The sequence below is a fragment of the Thermodesulfobacterium commune DSM 2178 genome, from assembly GCF_000734015.1.
GTDB classification, from domain to species: domain Bacteria; phylum Desulfobacterota; class Thermodesulfobacteria; order Thermodesulfobacteriales; family Thermodesulfobacteriaceae; genus Thermodesulfobacterium; species Thermodesulfobacterium commune.
Genome location: NZ_CP008796.1, coordinates 1,269,025 through 1,287,250, shown reverse-complemented (window position 1 = coordinate 1,287,250; position 18,226 = coordinate 1,269,025). Strand labels below are relative to the sequence as shown.

The following is an 18,226-nucleotide window of genomic DNA, read 5'->3' as shown; positions in this document are numbered from 1 at the left end:
ATGTTTAAAACCATAGGTCAGGTTTTTTTAGTAAAACCAGGTAGCCTTTCTGCCGAAGAAAAGGAACTCTATCGAGACCTCCAGTTTACTAATTTTATTTTTTTCAAAGAACATTTTCAGGAAGATTTTCCAGAGTTTTTAGATAGATTAAAAGCTTCAGTAGATAGTTTTAACTTTTTAGCTATAGACCAAGAAGGGGGGAGGGTTTGTCGTATACCAGGAGAATTCCCTTCTCCTCTGGAGATCAGTCTAAACTATCAAAAAAATAAAGATCTATCTTTGGTAAAAAAATGGGCTCAAAGTCTTGCGAAAACAGTGGTTGAAAAAGGGCTTAACCTTAACCTTGCTCCTGTAGTAGATTTAGCAGGAGAGGAAGCTCCAGAGTTTTTAAGGTCTCGTACCTTGGGAAACGACCCTGAACTGGTTAAATTTTTAGGAGAGATTTTCATCTCAGAACATAAAAAACAGGGGTGTTTCTGCTGCGTTAAACATTTTCCAGGGTTAGATGAGGTTACCATAGACCCTCATAAAGACCTTCCTGAAAAGGAGAAAATTAATTCTTCTTCCCTTGAAGTTTTCCGGTTTTTTGCTGAAAAGGGGGTTCCTTTTTTTATGACTACTCACCTAATAGTAAAAAGTTTAGACGTTTTACCAGCTACTTTTTCTTTAAAAGTGATAAAGCTGTTAAGAGATAATCTCGGGTTTAAAGGCTGTATCATCACCGATGATTTAAACATGGGGGCTTTAGGAAAATGGGAACTTTCTGAAAGGATTGTTTTAAGTTTGGCAAGTGGACACAACTTTCTTATATTTTGTGGAACCTTCGAAGAATTAGCTTATCATTTGTTTGAGATTAAAACCGAGATTGAAAAAAGCCCAACCTTACGAGAAAGGCTTTCTGAAAGTTTTTATGTGTTAGATAGGGTTAAGAGGTGGATTTATGAGTGAAGAGATTAGCTACCAAGAGATAGTCAATAAAGTAAAAGAGGCCTACATAAGAGCTTGCAAAAGCCTTCCTTCAGAGGTTTTAGAGGCCTTAACCAAGGCTTTAGACGAAGAGACCGAACCTTTGGCTAAAGCGGGGTTAGAGGTGTTGATAGAAAACGCAGAAATCGCTAAAAAAGAAGATCTTCCTATCTGTCAAGACACAGGTATTCCGGTTGTTTGGGTTAAAATCGGAGAGGAGGTGTGTATAAAAAATTTAGAAAAGGCTATCAACGAAGGTCTCTTTTTAGCATACAAAGAAGGATTACTTAGGGCTTCGGTATGTGAAGTGCTTACCAGAAAAAACACCGGAACCAATACCCCGGCGGTAATCCATTATGAATTAGTCCCAGGTAAGGTTTTGGAAATACACATCCTTCCTAAGGGATGTGGTAGCGAAAACATGAGTGCCCTTGCCATGTTACCTCCTTCAGCAGGGGTAGAGGGGATTAAAAGATTCGTGGTGGAAACTGTTAAAAAAGCTGGTCCTAATCCTTGTCCTCCTGTAACCGTAGGGGTGGGGATAGGAGGTACCTTTGAAAAAGCAGCCTTTCTAGCCAAAAAGGCACTTTTTAGACCCTTTGGGACTTTTCATCCAGAGGAGGAGATAGCTAAACTTGAAAAGGAGCTCTTATCTGAGATAAATTCTCTTATGATTGGCCCATTGGGTTTAAAAGGTAAAACTACCGCCTTAGCCGTTCATATAGAGACTTATCCTTCTCATATTGCCAGCCTTCCGGTAGCCGTAAACTTTCAATGTCATGCCTATCGGATAGCAAAAATAAAGTTTTTATAAAAGGAGCAAACATGAAAAAGTATTTCTGGATGGTTTTTATCTTTTTGGTATTTTTTTTAGGTGGCTGCGGAAAGAAAAACCCACCTTTACCTCCCTCTAAAAGTATTCCTAAAGAGTTTTCTTTTGAGGTAAAACCTACAGAGGCAGGTTTTGACCTGATAGTTTATCTTCCTACAGAGACTAAGGGAGGCTATCCTTTAATAAAAATTAGTTCTCTTATCATAGAAAAAGAAGAGATATCTTTAGATTCTCCTAAGGCTAAACCTAAAATTTATGAAATCAAACTTTCCCCTAAACTTCATTCTGCAGGAAATTTATACGTGTATCACGACTATCAAGTTAAACATCGTCATAGATATAAATACAGGATTAAAATAAAGAAAGATTTTTTAGTTAAGACCGATTGGTTTGAGTTTCCTGAATATTTATACTGGCATAATCCTCCTCTTTTCCCTGAGAACATCTCTTTTCAGGTTCTACCAGAAAAGGCGGTGCTTTTAACCTGGAAAAAGCCAGAAAAAGACATAGAAGGCCTTTCTATCGATTACCCAATCTCTTATGAGATTGAAAAAATTTCTGGCCCTAAGGTTGAGAGTTTTTATGTGAGAAAAGAAGAGTTTTTTGAAAAACTATCAGATGTTAATAAGACCTGCTATCGGATAAGAAGTATTTTGAATTTTCGAGGCACTCAGATCCCAGGTCCTAAGAGTCCTCCTCTGTGTTTGGAATAACAGGCTGATAAAAATACAGAGTAGTTTCTCCGTAGGTTTTGACTTTAATCAAGACAAACCGGTCGGTTTTTTCTGGTAGGGGTATTCCTGTAGCTTCTTCTACCATTATTATGGCTTCTTGGTCTAAAATTTCTGTAGGCAAGGCCTTAAGGGTTTTAAGGCTCAGCCCGGTTTTATAAGGTGGGGTGATAAAGACCAAATCAAACTTAACCTGAGGATAGGCTTGGCTAAGCTTAGATAGACCTTCTGGTAGTTTAAGTTTTAAAACCAAGGCCTTTTCTGTAAGTTTAAGTTTTTCTAAATTTTTATGAATCAGAGAAAGGCTTAAGTTGCTAAAGTCTACAAAAAAAACCAGATCCGCCCCCCTTGAAAGTGCTTCTATTCCAAGAGCTCCTGTCCCTGAAAACAGGTCTAACACTTTAGCCTCAGAAAGGTCTTGTCCTAAAAGGTCAAAAAGAGATTTCCTGATCCTGCTTCTTAAAGGGCGGATGCTTAAGTCTTTAGGTGGAGGAAGAAAAAGCTTTTGTCCTTTTAAATAGCCTCCGGTGATTTTCAAACTAAAGGGCCCTTTATTTTAGAAGTTCTAACCAGGTCTGAGGTAAAGAAAAATAATAAGGATTCAACCCAGGATGATAATATTTACCAGAAAGTAGTTGTTTAGGATTAAGCCAATCTTTTGGCTCTTTGGTAGCCAAGAAAAAGGCGATCTCTTCTCCATAGCAAGGAACATAGCAGCGTACTATCTTTACATAAGGGAAGACCTGAGAAATTTTAGGATAGGCTTCTTTTATGATATGAGGAAAATAAATCGGTAGACTAGCTTGCTGGATAAATACCCCATAAGGTTTAAGCACCTTTAAAGCTTCTTGATAAAACTCAACGGTATATAAGGTTTTAGCAGGTCCTACCGGGTCGGTACAATCAACTATTACCAAATCAAACCCCTCTGAAGGGCTCTCTTTTAGCCCTAAATAGCCGTCTTTAATCACTAAGTTGACCTTTGGGTCGTTATAATCTCCAGAAATTTTAAAAAAGTATTTTTGACATAAATCAAACACTAGGGTATCTATTTCAAACTGAATGATCTTTTTTATAGTAGGGATTTTTTGAAGTTCTCTTAGAACTCCTCCGTCCCCCCCTCCAACTATTACAACCTCTTCAGGGGGGGTAGGGAGAAGACTGATAGGAAGATAGGTTATGGTCTCATGATATATAAACTCGTCTTTTTCTGTAAACTGAACGATTCCATCTAAAACAAAAAAATAACCCCAGGAAGGGTTTTTAAAGATTTGTATTTCTTGTAACCCTTTTTCTTCAAAGACTAATTCAACCTTGTAAGAATGTCCAAAATCTTTAAAGATTTTTTCTCGCCACCAAAAACTTCCAGTCAAGTTTCGCCTCCCTCTGATAAAGTATCCTGAGAAAGTCCTCTTGCAAACTCAGCGATATAGACGTTTTGCGGACGAAGATTACGTTGAAGATTGGCTAAGATTTTATGAGCTTTTTCTTTATTTTCTGCCAAGATGTCTAAGGCAGAGTATCCTTTTTCTGGCCAGGTATGGATATAGATATGAGAAGAACCTAAATTAACCTGAGCAGAAACCCCAAAGGGCTGAAACTGATAACTTACCGCAGAAACCTCTTTTAACGCACCGTTAGGTGCTATGGCTTCTTTTAAAGCTTGTTCAACCACCGGAGCTTCAGCCAAAAGTTCAAAAGGGGAACCCCAAAACTCAGCGATGATATGATAGGACCAAACACATCGTTTAAGTGCACCTTGCTGGGTAGGGCAGGTATTCAACCTTTCAAACTGACACACGGTTTGGACTGTACTCATGTTTCACCTCCTCCCAGGCAAGGTGCCCGGTTTTTAGTTTTTAGTATTCCAATAAAAAAATCGGGACGGGCGGATTTGAACCGCCGACCCCCCACACCCCAAGCGGGTGCGCTTCCAAGCTGCGCTACGTCCCGATTAAGAAGACAAAAATAACCTATTTAAGTTTAAACTCTATAATAAAAAATCTTTAAAAAATGTCAAGAGGTTAAGGAAAATTTTTGTTTGTTCAGATTTCTAAAGAGTTTTTACGTTTTTTTAAGGTTTATAAACCTTAATCAAAGTTATTGCTTTTCTCAAGGTTCAAGAATAAAATTATATCATGCTTAAATTTTTTTACTTATTAAAAGACCCGCGAAACCTCCCGCAAGTTTTTGAAAAGATTAACTCAAAAGAGATTATTTTGGTTCCTTTAGAAAAAATTTCAGAACTTCCTAAGGAAGAGGTTATAACCTTTGATGCCATTTTGGTGCTAGGAGGAGATGGCACCTTCCTAAGGGCTGTCCCTTTCGCCTATACTTACGACCTTCCTTTGATAGGGGTTAATCTGGGAAATTTTGGTTTTTTAACCGAGGTTTCTTTAGAAGAATTACCATATCTTTTAAGGCTAATCAAAGAAGGAGAGGCTAAAATTCAAAAAAGAACGCTTCTTGAGATTACCTATCAGAATGAGACCTTTGTTGCTCTAAACGAAGGGGCTATCATGAAAGGTCCTTTGGGTAAGGTGATATATTTGAGCCTGCAGGTTGAGGGCTATCATCTTACTACCATCCCTGGTGATGGGTTGATCATCTCTACCCCAACCGGGTCGACTGCTTATAATCTTTCAGCCGGAGGTCCGGTTATCCATCCAGAGGCACAAGTTTTTGTCTGCACACCGATCTGTGCTTTTAAAATAAACCTACGTCCCTTTGTTATTCCAGATAACTTTGAAACCGTGGTAATCTTAAACAAAAAAGGAAAAGGGGAGAACGAAGAAGTTCATCTTCTCATCGACGGACAGATTAACTTAGTAGTGCAGGAAGATCAACCTCTTCGTTTTAAAAAAGCCCCAAAACCTCTTAAAATTCTTACCTTACCAGAGAAAAATTATCTAAAAATTTTAAAGTCTAAGTTTAATTGGTAAAAAAGTCTTTTAAACCTCCTCTTTTTTTAAGAGTTTAGAGGCTAATTCTTCTTTCTTTTCTTTTAAAGTTTCTTTACTTTTTTCTATAGCTTCTTTAAGTTCTTCTTTTTTAGTTTCGATGATTTCTTTAGCTTTGGAAGTGATTTCTTCTGCTTTAGCTTTTAAAGTTTCTGCTTCAGCTCTAACTTTCTCTAAGGCTTCGTCCACTTCTTCTTTAATCTTTTTTCTAACCTCAGAGCCACTGGCTGGTGCCAAAAGAAGGGCTGCAATCCCTCCTACTATCACCCCACTAAGAAAAGCTAACAAAACCGTAGTTTTTTTTCCTTCCATAATCTACCTCCTTTTAGTGAAATTTTTTTTAACTATTAACCTAAAGGTTTTTATTTTTAAATTTAGGAAAAGGTATCATCTTCTTTAACTGTTGTATCAGTTCCTTAGCTCCATAGATTAGAGAACTACCTTCTACATAGACCTTTTTAATCTGGTGGTTTATCTGGTCTAAAACAAGTTTAGAGGTTTCACTTAACTCAGCAAGAGAGTTTATCATAGGACTTAAACTATGGCTAACCTTTTCTGTCACCTCTTTTACCTGATAGGTGGTATTTTTTATATTTTCTAAATTGCTTTTTGCAATTTCTAAGTTAATTTTTAACTTATTGGAAATTTCTTTTACTTCATCTGCAACTATCTCTGTCTGGTTTTTCAAAAAGGTTTCGAAATCTTTTATACTTTCTCCTAATTCTTTTATAATATTAGGTACAATCTTAAGCCCGGTTATAAGTTCGTTTAGGTTAGAGATAGTTTGTTTAGCTATGTCTAAGGTCTCTGAGGTTTTTTCGGTGGTTTCTTTAAGATTTTTTAAAACAGGAGATAGTTCTTCTAACCTTAGGTTTACACGGTCTAAAGTTTGATTAACCTTAAAAAAGATATAAATAGCTATACCTACTAAAACGCCTACGAAAAGAATCAAGAGATACAATAGGGTTTCCATAAAGCCTCCCTAAAAGGCTATTTAAAATAAATTATAAGCATAAAAATCAAAAAGTCCACTTAACCAAGTTGGGATAATATCTTTTAAGATAAAAGTTTTTAGGAACCACCCTAAAGTTATAAGCTTTAATTCCAGGTCCATAAAGAGGGAAGGATTTTTGATAGACCCCAACTCCCTCTTTAAACTCTACCAGCTTAAGGGGAAAGCTTCTGACATATCTTTCTCTCTCTTCTTCTTCCCCTAAGTTGCATACACAAGCTATTTCCTCTATGATTACTAACTGTACTTCTATTAAGTCAGGGTTTAGGTTACCTAAAAAGACTTTGGCAGATACACTTACTTCTTGGCCTTCCTGGAGAAAGGTTTTTTCTAAATTTTCTTTTACCTCTATAAACTTTATGTTTTCCCAATTTTCGGTCAAAATCCTTTTTTCTTCTGCTAAAGCCTTAAGAAGAGAAAAATCTTTTTGAGAAAGATGTTTTAGTCTTTCTATGATAGGTGAATAAAACTTATCTATATATTCAAGGAGCATACGGTTGGTAGAAAACTGTTTACAAGCTATGTACATGCTTTGTTTCATCATCTTTACCCAATCTCTTGGAATCCCGTCTTCGTCTCTTTCGGTAAAGAGAGGATAAATTTCTTTTTCTAAAAGAGTGTATATTTGATGAGCTTCATAGTGATTATAAGGTGGTAATCCTTCTTTAGGGATTATAGCCCAACCGTTAAGCTGGTTGTATCCTTCTGGCCACCATCCGTCAAGAACGCTTAAGTTTAAAACCCCGTTCATGGCAGCCTTCATCCCTGAGGTTCCGCAAGCCTCCATAGGCCTTAAAGGGGTGTTTAACCAAACGTCTGACCCCCAGATAAGATATCTGGCTAAATGAAGGTTATAGTTTTCTAAGAAAATAATTTTGTTGTAAAGCTGGTAAGTCTCTCTAAACTCTAAAATCTCACGGATTATGTTTTTACCTTCTACATCTTTAGGATGGGCTTTACCTGCAAACACCAGCACAATATCTTTTTCTGTTAGTAGTTTTAGTATTCGTTCTTTATGGTACAGAATAAGAGAGTTTCTCTTATAACCGGTCATCCTTCGAGCACAACCTATGATAAGGTCTTGGGCTTTAGGAAGTTGATAGTTTTGTTTTTCTTCTGAGAGGTTTAACTTAATAGATTCCTCTTTTAACTGGGTTTTGATAAGGTTTAAAAGTCTGTACTTGTTTTTTTTATGGGCTTCCCATATTTCTTCGTCTGGGATTTTTAGTATTTCCTCCCAGGTTGAATCTTCAGGAGACATATAGATAAAATTTGCTCCAAGATATTTTTTGAAAAGTGCATAAAAAGGTTCGCTTAGCCATCTCCAATGAACACCGTTGGTTACATACTCTATGGGAACTTCTTCTTCTGGAAGTTCGGGAAAAAGGGGATGCCACATCTTTTTGGTGGTTTTTTGATGAAGCTTAGAAACAGCATTTACGTTAGAGGAATAGTTGATGGCTAAAGCAGGTAACCAGAAAATTTCAGGATTTTCCTTTAGGGTGCCCTGTTTATAAAATTCCAGAATAATGTTTTCGTTTTTGGTTAGTTCAACCAACTCTTCTAACTCTTCCCAGAGATATTTTTTAACCAACTCCTTAGGAAAATGCTCATTACCTGCGATAACCGGTGTATGGGTAGTAAAAACAGTAGTCTCTTTGATAAGCATGATAGCTTCATCTAAGGAAAATCCTTGAAACAATAAATCCTTTAATCTTGCTAGAAGGACAAACGCAGAATGACCTTCATTAAGATGATATATCTTGGGGTTGAGATTTAATGCCTTCAGTAATTTATATCCTCCGATACCAAGGATAATCTCTTGTTGGATCCTTTTTTCTATTTCCCCTGGGTAGAGATATCTAAGTATTTCTTTTATTTCTTCAGGATTCTCAGGATGGGTGGTATCCAAAAAATAACCAACTACTTTACCTACTTCTAACTTAAATACCCTAAGTTTTATCTCTACTCCCATAAGGTTCATCGATAACGCCATAGGGGTTCCATCTGAATTTTTAACCTCCTCTAAAAAGTTTAAAAACAGGTCTAATTTTTCTGGATGTTCTGTCTGTGTTTTTTCCTTAGAGTCTATAGTTTGTTTTAAGTAACCATGTTGATACGCAAGCCCTATTCCTATCAACGGAAGCCCTAAGTCTGAAGCAGCCATCAAAAAATCCCCGGCTAAAATCCCTAATCCTCCTGCATAAAAAGGCAAAGTAGGATGAAGCCCAAACTCGGTACAGAAATAAACTATTTTGTCTTCTGGCTCTAAACGATGTTTTTTGACTTCTGGATGTACATATTCTTTATATTCTTGAAATGCTTCCCAGAGGTCCTCTAAATCCATAAGAAAGGTCTGGTCTTTGGCTAACGCTTTTAACCTTATGTTAGGAAGGTAGTAGATAAGTTTAAAGGGATTATGTTCAACTTGTCTAAAAAGGTCTCGGTCTATTTTATAAAAAAAAGAAAGCACGTCATAGTTCCAGGAAAACCAGAGATTTTTAGAAATTTTTAAAAGTTTCTCAAGTTCCTTAGGTATAGAAGGATAAACAAAAAATTTTTTGAAAGGCATTTTTATCCCTCTAACTTGGTTTCTATATCTGCTAATATATTCATATAATACCGATAAATTTCTTCTGGAGAAGAGTAAGGAGAAAAATATTTATGCACATCTCCATCTTGAAAATATTTGATGCACATATAGTAAAAATGGTCTGAGGTAGAAAGTTTTTTAAGAATAGAGAGGAGATCATACCGTTTCTGGTCTTTGGCTTTTTTGATTAACTCATAGCAAGTCTTCATGGCATTCCATTGAAGGGGATTAGAAAGCCAGGCAGAAAGGTCTCTTTCGGTGTCTGCCCAGGAAGTTGGGTTAGGAACAGAGATAGGGGTAGGAGTATAGTTTAAGGTGGTTTTTACCTCAGAAGGCCAAAGAAACTGTAAATTTTTTTCCTTTAAAGCTAAAAGTACAAACTCTTTTATAAAATCAAAAATTCCTGTTTCAGCCCATTGATGTTCTCCAAAGGTTTCATAATCCATAAAAAGGTTTAAATAGAGATTCTTTCCTGTTTTTTCTATTAGCATCAAGTCTTTTATCCAGGACAAATACTTTTTAGGGGTAAGGGGATATTCATCCCAACTTTTATCACTAAACCTAAAGGCAATGTCGTCTGAAAGTTTATAATGTTTTAGTAGCAAAAGATGGGCATGATTGGCAGAGACCCTGGGATAAAGAGGAGATTCTCCTTTTAAAATCTTGTCAGCCCCTTCTATAAGGATGGTTTTTATCTGAGGCATGGTAGCAAAAAGTAAGTTTGAAATTTTGTCAAAATAGATCAACTCGGTATTACGAAAGGTGGTAGGTAGCATCCCAAATTCTTTTTTGATGATCTCCGCGTGTTCTTCTATCTCCTCTATAAATTCGTCTAAATCAAAGATACTGCTAAGAGAATGATAGTAAGTTTCGTTAAGAAGCTCTACCCCTCCGGTTTTTACCAGGTCTAAAAAGGAATGTAAAACCTCAGGACGGAATTTTTTAGCTTGTTCTATAAACGTCCCTGTCAGACTATAAGAAACCTTAAATCTTCCGTCAGACCTTTCTATCAGCTCTTTAAAAAGGGCGTTGGCAGGAAGATAACACTTTTCTGCTACCTTGTTAAATATGGCTGCGTTAAGGCTATCGTCAAAATACTCGACTGTTGATTTTGTTTTTAAAACATTAAAATTTTTGACCCTAAAGGGCTGATGCACCTGGAAATAAAATATAATATAAAGCATACTTAGTTTATCAAAAGTTCGTTATAGATTTTTATCAGTTCTTCGGCTCTTATATCCCAGGAAATCTTTTTAACTTCTTCTTTAACTTTTTGTTGAAGGTTTTTTAGTTTTTCTGGATGTTTTAAGAGGTCTACGATGATGTTTACGATTTTGTCAACATCCCAAAAATCAACTTTATAAGCGTTTTCTAAGATTTCTGAAGCCCCTGATTGTTTGGAAATGATAAGGGCACAGCCAAAATACATGGCTTCTAAGGCTACGATCCCAAAGGGCTCAGAAACCGAGGGCATAACCACTATGTCTGCTAAACTTAAGGCTTCTTCTACTTCTTGTCTGGTAAGAAAACCGGTAAACAAAACCTGGGTGCCAAAACCTTCGCTTGCGGCTTCAAACATAAGTTCTCTTTCCATTTCTCCTGCACCAGCGATCAAAAACCTTACTTTCTTAGGATATTGCCTAAGGATTTTTTTTGCTATTTCTAAAAAAATCTTGGGACCCTTCTGAGGGGTTAATCTTCCTAAAAATAAAATCACAGGACATTTAAATTTTTTTGTCTTTTTGGGTTCTTTGGTATAAACGGTAAAAGCATTGTATAACACCCGGATCTTTTCTTCAGGTACTTTGTAATGTTCTTTTATCACCTGAGCGGTGTAGTTAGAAACAGCGATTACTCGGTCTGCTAAATTTAATCCCAGGTATTCTATCTCATGGACTACAGGATGTCCGTATCCGATCGCTCTGTCAAACTCTGTAGCATGCACATGAGCAACCAGAGGTTTTTGGAGAAGGTGTTTAAGAAAGAGTCCTGCAGGGTAGGTCATCCAATCATGAGCATGGATCAAGTCAACCTCTAAATGTTTGGCAACCTCTAAAACATTTTGCAGGTATCTTTGAACCCGGGATAAGGTGTGATTCTCCTTATTAAGTAGATTTTCTATCCTTTTTAAAACTTTCTCAGAAATCGGAGTTAACGGCTTTTTTTCTTCCAAAAAGTTTATGGTGTTTTCAGGTTGATAAGAAAACAGTCTTAAGGTGTCTAAGTAAGCCCCTTCGGGGGCTAAATAACCTATTTGATAAAACTTTAAAGGTAAAGGCTTTAGTTGCCTTTGGTGAGGGCTCTTAGCTACTGGAAAGTCTGCCTCCCACCCAGAAGAGATTTCAAAAAACACTTTTTCTTTGGTAGGGAGAATCATATAGATTTTTACTCCCTTTTCAGCTAAAGCTTTAAAAAGCCCGTAACAGGCCATTCCAAGCCCACCTACTATAAACGGAGGATATTCCCAGGTTAACATCAAAACTTTCATTGTTCAGGCTCCTTCTTAAAGTTTTTTAAAGCTAAACTTTAAGCCCCTCTATCATCTGTTCTACCAAAAAAACAGCTGCTACAGACCAAAATTGAGCATGGGCACCTTTAGGATGTTTAGGATTTTCGCCGTCATACAACTCAGGAATACTTCCCATTTTACCTCTACATATTCCTTCTCTAAAAACTCTCACCAATCCTTCAAGCTCCCTTTTAAGCCCTTCTTTGTCTTCTTTATAAGCCTTTTTTAATACTTCAGCATAAGGATAGATGAGCCACACCCAGACTGTCCCATTATGGTAGGCAAGGTCTCTCATCCTTTGAGTTCCAAAGTATTTTCTCCTAAACGAGGGATCTTTGGGTGAGAGACTCCTTAACCCAAAAGGAGTAACTAATTCTTGTTTAGCCAGTTCAACTCCTTTAAGAAGAGATGGCTTGTCTGTGATGTCAAAAGGCAAAGAAAGGGCGATAATATAGTTAGGCCTGATTTCAAAAACAGGTTCATCGTTAAACAACCTGTCTGCCCAGGCGTTACCATCAAAAAATCTGATAAAGTTTTTTTCCTGTAAACTGATCAGTTCTGAGACCCTAAAATTTTCTAAAAAAGACTTTTCTAAATGTTTTTCTGCAAACTTTAAAAGGTTATACCACAAACCCTGTATTTCTATGGGTTTCCCATACCGAGGGGTTACAGGTACTCCATCTAAGACCACATCCATCCAGGTTAAGGCTTTGTTGGTTTGAGGAAAAATTTCGATAAATCCATCCTTATGGTCCAGTAAAAATGGGAGATCTGGGTTGGTGCAGAAGTTTTTAATCACTTCCTTTACAGCTAAGAGTAATATTTCTCCTTCCAAGGAGTTCAGAACTTCAGGAAAGGTTTCCAAAAACTGAAAAATCCTCAGACCAAACCACAGAGAGGCATCCACAGAATTATAGTTGGTTTCCTGTTCGTCTCCTATCACGTTTGGTATAAGCCCGTTAACCATTCTTTTGGCATAGTTTTTAAAAATCTTTAAAGCCTTCTCTTTACCTCCGTCTAAATAAAAAACCGCAGGAAGACCTATGAAGGTGTCCCTTCCCCAGCAATAAAACCAGGGGAATCCTGCTATTATGTCATCTTCAAGCAGAAAATCTTCCACCATTTTTTTTAAAATCCTTAGGTATTCGTTTCGCGAAAAAGACTCTTTTTTGTTAGGGATGAGGACAGGTAGTCCTTCGTATCTTCTTTCAACCTCTGTCAAAACCTTCTCTAAGTCTTTTATAGGCTCATCAGAAAAAAGGATTTTAAAACAGTCCTTGGTTTTTAGTTCTACTTCTATTTTAAAGGGGGCATAAAGGTCTTCAGTAGCCTCATATCCTCTTATTTCTTCTATAGGATAAAACACCTGATGATAAAATAGCTCTTCTCTGGTTAAGCTACCGTTAGAAAGATAGACAAAAATAGAGAAGGATCCTTTTACTACCATCCCTGTTTTATCTTCTACCTCGACCTCTACAAATTCCTTTTCCCATTCAGTTTTGTTGGTAACCCTGTGATGGTCTCTAAAACTAAACTTAGGTCTTATTATTATTCGAAAAGGATAGGAGCTTATGTTTTCATAAGAGATAACTACCAGGTTTTTAAGAGGATGCATTTTGATTTCTTTTTTCAAGAAAAAATCCCTACTTTCTGGACAGAAAAAATAAAATTGAGGAAAAGGTCTAAAGAAAAAAGCTTTTATTAGCTTGAATCCCTCTGGAAAAAGGGTGTCTCGATAAAAGTTGGTATCAAGAAAATAACTTAATCCAGAAGGGAAAAAGACCTGTTCTTCAGCTGAACTAACCAGATGAATTCTTTTCCCTTTTTCATAACCTGCGATCAGAAGTCCATGATACTTTCTCAGATTAGCTAAAAAGGCAGAACCTAACGCATACCCTCCTTTTTGATTAGAAACTATCCATTCATCAGGAGTAAACCTTTCAAAAAGTTCTGTTAACATCACATGATAATCACATTTTTTTTTTACAAAATAATCACAAGACAATAAAAAATCAAGTTAAAAATAAAATAATATAAAATTAAACATTAAAACGAAAATATATGATGTCTCCGTCTTCTATGACATAATCTTTTCCTTCGAGTTTAACAGCTCCTAACTCTTTGGCTTTCTGGAAAGACCCTATTTCTATATATTTTGTATAGTTAATGACTTCAGCCGCGATAAAACCTCTTTCTATGTCAGAGTGAATTTCTCCGGCAGCTTCTTTAGCTTTAGTCCCCTTGGCTATGGTCCAGGCTCTGGCTTCCTTAGGTCCTGCGGTAAAAAAGGTGATAAGGTTTAAAAGTTTATAACCTGCTCTTATTAGTTTGTGAAGCCCTGGTTCGTTTAGACCTAAGGCCTCTAAAAATTCTTTTTTTTCTTCTTCGGTAAGTTCGACGAGCTCTTGTTCTATCTTCCCACAGATGACCATTAGGGGAGTTCCTTCTTTTTGGGCTTTTTCTCTTAGTTGCGCTACATAAGGGTTTCCTTTGCCTTCTGGGAGAAAATCTTCTGAGATATTAGCGATGTACATCAAAGGTTTAACCGTTAAAAGACAGAGTACCTTTTCTAAAAAGGTTTTTTCTTCCGGAGAAAAAAGGTTTAGGTTAGGCCTTAGAGTTTTAAAGTTTTCTAACAGAGTTTTAGCCTTTTCTAAGGTTTCAAGCTCAGCCTTAGCTTTTGGATCATTTTTAGCAAGCTTCGCAGTTTTTTCTAACCGTCTTTCTATGGTTTGTAAGTCTGCAAGGATAAGCTCTAACTCTATGATTTCTGCGTCTCTTACAGGGTCTATAGAACCTTCTACATGTACGATGTCAGGGTCTTCGAAACATCTGACCACATGAGCTATAGCCGAAACTTGCCTTATATGAGATAAAAACTGGTTGCCAAGTCCTTCCCCTTTTGAGGCTCCTTTTACCAGCCCTGCTATATCTACAAACTCTATGGTAGCAGGGGTGATTTTTTTGCTTTTTTCTAACCGAGCTATCTCATATAGCCTTGGGTCAGGCACATTAACTATCCCCACGTTAGGGTCTATGGTGCAAAAAGGATAGTTAGCAACCTCAGCTTTTGCTGTTTGAGCCAAGGCATTAAAAATGGTAGACTTCCCTACGTTAGGCAATCCCACTATACCTATGTTCATCTTCATCTGAAACCTTGCCCCCTCTTTACAGTTTTTTATACTAAATTTTTAAGCAGGTTGAAAAGCTCTTCTGGAAATTTTATAAGCTTACCCTGATGGTTGATGGGAACATGAACTGTATAACCTTCAGCTACTAATAGGTTTTGCCTTTTAAAGGTGTATTCAAAGATAATTTTGTGTGGTTTTAGCTCTTTGATCTTGGTTGCCACCACCAAAAGGTCGTCATAAAAAGCAGGATGTTTATACCTAACATATACTTCTACTACAGGAAGTAAAAGTTTGTATTTTTCTTCTATCTCTTTATAACTAATACCTGCGTTATTTCTGATAAACTCTGTTCTTGCTATTTCCATCACCCTTAGATAGTTGCCATAATACATAACCTTTCCACTGTCTGTGTCCCCATAGATTACCCTATAGGTTATTTCGCTTACCATCTCTTACCTCTTGCAAAATAGATAATAAGAGTTATTTTAAATCTTATGAATACTGCCATTTTATCTCAAAAAATTAAAAAAGTAATAGCAGGGCCTAAGAAAATTCAAAAACTTGTCGAAAAGCTTGCTGACCAAATCATAAAAAAGCAACCTTATTTAGAAAAAGTAGTTCTTATCGGTATTCAGACAGGGGGAGCCCCTTTAGCAAACAGGTTGAAAAATATTATCTTAGAAAAGACCAACATAGAACTTCCTGTAGGTTATTTAGATATAACCCTTTACCGAGACGATTGGACCAGGATTACCAACTATCCTAAGGTAAAAAAGACAGAGATCCCTTTTTCAATTGAAGATAAGATCGTTATCCTGGTAGATGATGTGATCTATACCGGAAGAACCATCAGAGCGGCGATGGATGCGTTGATAGACATAGGTAGACCAAAGAAAATAGAACTTGCTGTTTTGGTAGACCGCGGAGGTAGAGAATTCCCTATAGAGCCAACTTACAAAGCCCTTACCATAAAAAACATCCAGTATAACGAATATGTGTCTGTATACCTTCTTGAGACTCATGGAAAAGATAAGATCGTGTTAGAAGTCTATGAATAGTTTCTGGATTTGTGAAAATTTTCTTTTATTTTGTCATCAAAAAAGATTTTATGTTAAAATTTCTGTAAAAAACAAGGAGGCCTTTTAAAGTTATGACGATTAAAACCTTGATTAGTAAAGGTATAATTCCGAAAGAAGTTAAAATTTGTGCACAGGTGGAAGGGGTTAGTGAAGAATTTCTCAAAGAAGGTATTCTTAGGGGTGAGATAGTTGTGTGTAAAAATAAAAAGTCTAAGATAGAAAGACCCTGTGCTATAGGTAAAGGACTTAGAACTAAGGTAAACGTAAACATCGGTACTTCTAAGGATAGGCCTTATGTAGAAGAAGAGTTAAAAAAACTTGAGATAGCTTTAAAGTATGGTGCGGATACTGTGATGGACCTTTCTACAGGAGGAGATTTAGACGAGATAAGAAAGGTTATCAGAGCTAATTGTCCTATTCCTTTAGGTACAGTTCCTATCTATCAGGCGGCGATAGAAGCGGTAGAAAAGCATCATAAGTCGATTGTTGAGATGACGGTTGATGAGATGTTTAAGGTGATAGAAAAACAGGCAGAAGATGGTGTAGATTTTATGACCATTCATTGTGGTCTTACCAAGGCGGGTATAGAGAGGTTAAAAATTAAGCCTAGGGTGCTTGGAGTGGTATCCAGAGGAGGCTCTTTTTTAGTAGAATGGATGGTTTACAACCAAAAGGAGAATCCCTTTTATGAGCATTTTGATAAACTTCTTGAAATAGCCTTTGAATATGACATTACCCTGTCTTTAGGAGACGGGTTAAGACCTGGTTGTATTGCAGACGCTACAGATGGAGCTCAAATCCATGAGTTGATGATTTTGGGAGAGTTAACTCTAAGGGCCTGGGAAAAGGGTGTTCAGGTAATGATAGAAGGTCCTGGACATGTACCTTTAGACCAGATAGAGACCAACATAAAACTACAAAAAAGGCTTTGTCATGGTGCTCCTTTCTATGTGCTTGGCCCTCTTCCCACAGACATAGCCCCAGGTTATGACCATTTGGTAGGAGCTATAGGAGGGGCACTGGCTGCTTATTATGGGGCTGACTTTCTTTGTTATCTTACCCCTGCAGAACATCTAAGGCTTCCTACGTTAGAGGATGTAAAAGAAGGTTTGATAGCCTCAAAAATCGCTGCTCATGTAGCAGACCTGGCTAAGGGAATAAAAGGTGCATGGGAATGGGATTTGGCTATGGCTAAGGCCAGGGCTGAGCTTGACTGGGAAAAACAGATTTCCCTTTCTATAGACCAGGAAAAGGCAAGGCGGTATAGGCTCGAAGGAGGGGTTTCTAAAAGTCAAGCTTGTACGATGTGTGGCCCCTACTGTGCTATAAAGGTCTTTGAACATGCCTTCAAACTCCTTAAAATCAGGGGAGGGGAAGGCTAAAGAATGAGGCTGATCATAGAAGAAAGAAAAGGTTACTCTCAGTCTACTTTTTTTAACCAATATCTTTTGCTAGTTGTAGTTTTTTTTGGTTTTGTTCTTAATTTATATGAAGTTTATCTGCAATTTAAAAACAGTTCTTTATGTAAAACGGACGCCTGTTTAATGATACATCTTTTCGATAGATTAGGGATTCTCAACTACTTAGGGGTTTTGGTGTTTGCTGTGGTGTTAGGGTTAACCCTTCTTGATTTAAAGATAAAATCTTATGCCCTAAAAAGGTTAAGACTCTTTATCTTAGGTCTTTGTTTGGTTGTGGAAGGGTATTTCATCGGTTTTCAGGCTTTTTTTCTTCAGGAATATTGTCAGTTTTGTTTGGTGGTAGCCTTGACCATTTTTTTAGCCTTTGTGTTAGACGTATTTTCTCAGAAAGCATTTAGCTGGGGGTTCTTAGGTTTTTCAGGGTTTTTAGCTCTTTTTACAGCAGTTTTTTTGGTTAATATAAGCCTTAAGCCCATCTTCTTAGATTATCCTGTGGTGGTCTATCAACAAAATTGTCCTAACTGTAAGGTGGTTGAAGAGTATGTTATTAATAACAAAATACCTGTAAGGTTTTATGAGGTATCTAAGGTTTATGCCTTGATGAGGATAGCAGGAATTCGAGAAGTCCCTACCCTTCTTTATAGAGAAGATAACTCCCTTTTGGTTTTGGTAGGTAAAAATACCATCCTCAACTGGCTAAAAGAAAATTATCCGATGTTGGAGCTCTCTCAGGGGAGAGAATTTTCTAAAAACTTGAAGGAAAAAGATTTCACCGTTAATGCCTCTACAGAAAAACCTCAAGATAAAAAAGAGCCTGTTACAAAGGAAAAAGTAGTCTCTACAGAAAAGGTTTCTACAGAAAAATCCTCTACAGAAAACGCCACATCTCTTCAAAAGCCTTCTTCTTTACCTTTCTTACCTCCCAAAGTGGGAGATAAAGAGGGTAAAGGAGAGGCCTGTCTTATCGAAAAAGGTTGTAATTAGTTGAGGAT

At 37.0% G+C, this 18,226-nt stretch carries 18 protein-coding genes and 1 tRNA gene; 7 read left to right on the top strand and 12 right to left on the bottom strand.

Features of this window, described 5'->3' with window-relative positions; genetic code table 11:
* Genes HL41_RS06540 through HL41_RS06530 form a run of 3 tightly spaced genes read left to right on the top strand, consistent with a single transcriptional unit; the run spans position 1 to position 2,511 of the window.
* Positions 1-948, top strand: a complete 948-nt coding sequence (locus HL41_RS06540; RefSeq protein WP_038061501.1) for a glycoside hydrolase family 3 N-terminal domain-containing protein — start codon at positions 1-3, stop codon at positions 946-948.
* Positions 941-1,780: a fumarate hydratase gene (locus HL41_RS06535; RefSeq protein WP_038061498.1), complete on the top strand. Its 840-nt coding sequence runs from the start codon at positions 941-943 to the stop codon at positions 1,778-1,780. Before HL41_RS06540 ends, HL41_RS06535 begins: the two co-directional genes overlap by 8 nt.
* An 11-nt stretch (positions 1,781-1,791) precedes the next feature.
* Positions 1,792-2,511, top strand: coding sequence for a hypothetical protein (locus HL41_RS06530; RefSeq protein ID WP_038061495.1), 720 nt, complete (start codon positions 1,792-1,794; stop codon positions 2,509-2,511).
* Here HL41_RS06530 and rsmD read toward each other — a convergent pair.
* From rsmD to HL41_RS06505, 4 genes are all read right to left on the bottom strand, one after another.
* Positions 2,483-3,067: a 16S rRNA (guanine(966)-N(2))-methyltransferase RsmD gene (rsmD, locus tag HL41_RS06525; RefSeq protein ID WP_051754556.1), complete on the bottom strand. Its 585-nt coding sequence runs from the start codon at positions 3,065-3,067 to the stop codon at positions 2,483-2,485. The two genes, HL41_RS06530 and rsmD, sit on opposite strands and share 29 nt — an antisense overlap.
* Positions 3,068-3,080: 13 nt before the next feature.
* On the bottom strand, positions 3,081-3,902 hold the full coding sequence (locus tag HL41_RS06520) for a spermine/spermidine synthase domain-containing protein (protein ID WP_038061492.1): 822 nt from the start codon (positions 3,900-3,902) through the stop codon (positions 3,081-3,083).
* Positions 3,899-4,348 (bottom strand): adenosylmethionine decarboxylase, encoded by a 450-nt coding sequence (gene speD / locus HL41_RS09120; RefSeq protein ID WP_051754555.1) that lies wholly within the window; start codon positions 4,346-4,348, stop codon positions 3,899-3,901. The genes HL41_RS06520 and speD overlap by 4 nt, the downstream gene beginning before the upstream one ends.
* A gap of 60 nt (positions 4,349-4,408) precedes the next feature.
* Positions 4,409-4,482, bottom strand: a tRNA-Pro gene (locus HL41_RS06505).
* A gap of 185 nt (positions 4,483-4,667) precedes the next feature.
* On the opposite strand from HL41_RS06505, the gene HL41_RS06500 reads away from it, so the two are divergent.
* Positions 4,668-5,471: an NAD(+)/NADH kinase gene (locus tag HL41_RS06500; RefSeq protein WP_038061489.1), complete on the top strand. Its 804-nt coding sequence runs from the start codon at positions 4,668-4,670 to the stop codon at positions 5,469-5,471.
* Between the two features lie 9 nt (positions 5,472-5,480).
* On the opposite strand, the gene HL41_RS06495 is transcribed toward HL41_RS06500, so the two are convergent.
* The 8 genes from HL41_RS06495 to HL41_RS06460 form a co-directional block, all read right to left on the bottom strand.
* The gene (locus tag HL41_RS06495) at positions 5,481-5,801 is read right to left on the bottom strand and encodes a YtxH domain-containing protein (RefSeq protein ID WP_051754554.1); all 321 of its coding nucleotides are present in this window, start codon (positions 5,799-5,801) and stop codon (positions 5,481-5,483) included.
* 40 nt (positions 5,802-5,841) lie between these two features.
* The gene (locus HL41_RS06490) at positions 5,842-6,462 is read right to left on the bottom strand and encodes a hypothetical protein (RefSeq protein WP_038061486.1); all 621 of its coding nucleotides are present in this window, start codon (positions 6,460-6,462) and stop codon (positions 5,842-5,844) included.
* Positions 6,463-6,508: 46 nt separating this feature from the next.
* Entirely contained in the window at positions 6,509-9,073 is a 2,565-nt protein-coding gene (glgP, locus tag HL41_RS06485; RefSeq protein WP_051754553.1) for an alpha-glucan family phosphorylase, read from the bottom strand.
* A 2-nt stretch (positions 9,074-9,075) separates the two neighbouring features.
* Positions 9,076-10,278: a glycoside hydrolase family 57 protein gene (locus tag HL41_RS06480; RefSeq protein WP_038061483.1), complete on the bottom strand. Its 1,203-nt coding sequence runs from the start codon at positions 10,276-10,278 to the stop codon at positions 9,076-9,078.
* Positions 10,279-10,280: 2 nt separating this feature from the next.
* Positions 10,281-11,582: a glycosyltransferase family 4 protein gene (locus HL41_RS06475; protein WP_038061480.1), complete on the bottom strand. Its 1,302-nt coding sequence runs from the start codon at positions 11,580-11,582 to the stop codon at positions 10,281-10,283.
* Positions 11,583-11,613: 31 nt separating this feature from the next.
* The gene (locus HL41_RS06470) at positions 11,614-13,563 is read right to left on the bottom strand and encodes an amylo-alpha-1,6-glucosidase (protein ID WP_038061477.1); all 1,950 of its coding nucleotides are present in this window, start codon (positions 13,561-13,563) and stop codon (positions 11,614-11,616) included.
* 79 nt (positions 13,564-13,642) lie between these two features.
* On the bottom strand, positions 13,643-14,746 hold the full coding sequence (gene ychF, locus HL41_RS06465; protein WP_038061474.1) for a redox-regulated ATPase YchF: 1,104 nt from the start codon (positions 14,744-14,746) through the stop codon (positions 13,643-13,645).
* A gap of 35 nt (positions 14,747-14,781) precedes the next feature.
* Entirely contained in the window at positions 14,782-15,183 is a 402-nt protein-coding gene (locus tag HL41_RS06460) for an acyl-CoA thioesterase (protein ID WP_028841522.1), read from the bottom strand.
* 45 nt (positions 15,184-15,228) lie between these two features.
* Between HL41_RS06460 and pyrR the strand changes: the two genes are divergently transcribed.
* The 3 genes from pyrR to HL41_RS06445 all read left to right on the top strand — a co-directional run bounded on the left by pyrR (position 15,229) and on the right by HL41_RS06445 (position 18,218).
* The gene (pyrR, locus tag HL41_RS06455) at positions 15,229-15,792 is read left to right on the top strand and encodes a bifunctional pyr operon transcriptional regulator/uracil phosphoribosyltransferase PyrR (RefSeq protein ID WP_038061471.1); all 564 of its coding nucleotides are present in this window, start codon (positions 15,229-15,231) and stop codon (positions 15,790-15,792) included.
* Between the two features lie 92 nt (positions 15,793-15,884).
* Positions 15,885-17,195: a phosphomethylpyrimidine synthase ThiC gene (gene thiC / locus HL41_RS06450; RefSeq protein ID WP_028841520.1), complete on the top strand. Its 1,311-nt coding sequence runs from the start codon at positions 15,885-15,887 to the stop codon at positions 17,193-17,195.
* 3 nt (positions 17,196-17,198) lie between these two features.
* Positions 17,199-18,218: a vitamin K epoxide reductase family protein gene (locus HL41_RS06445; protein WP_028841519.1), complete on the top strand. Its 1,020-nt coding sequence runs from the start codon at positions 17,199-17,201 to the stop codon at positions 18,216-18,218.
* Positions 18,219-18,226 lie beyond the last annotated feature (8 nt).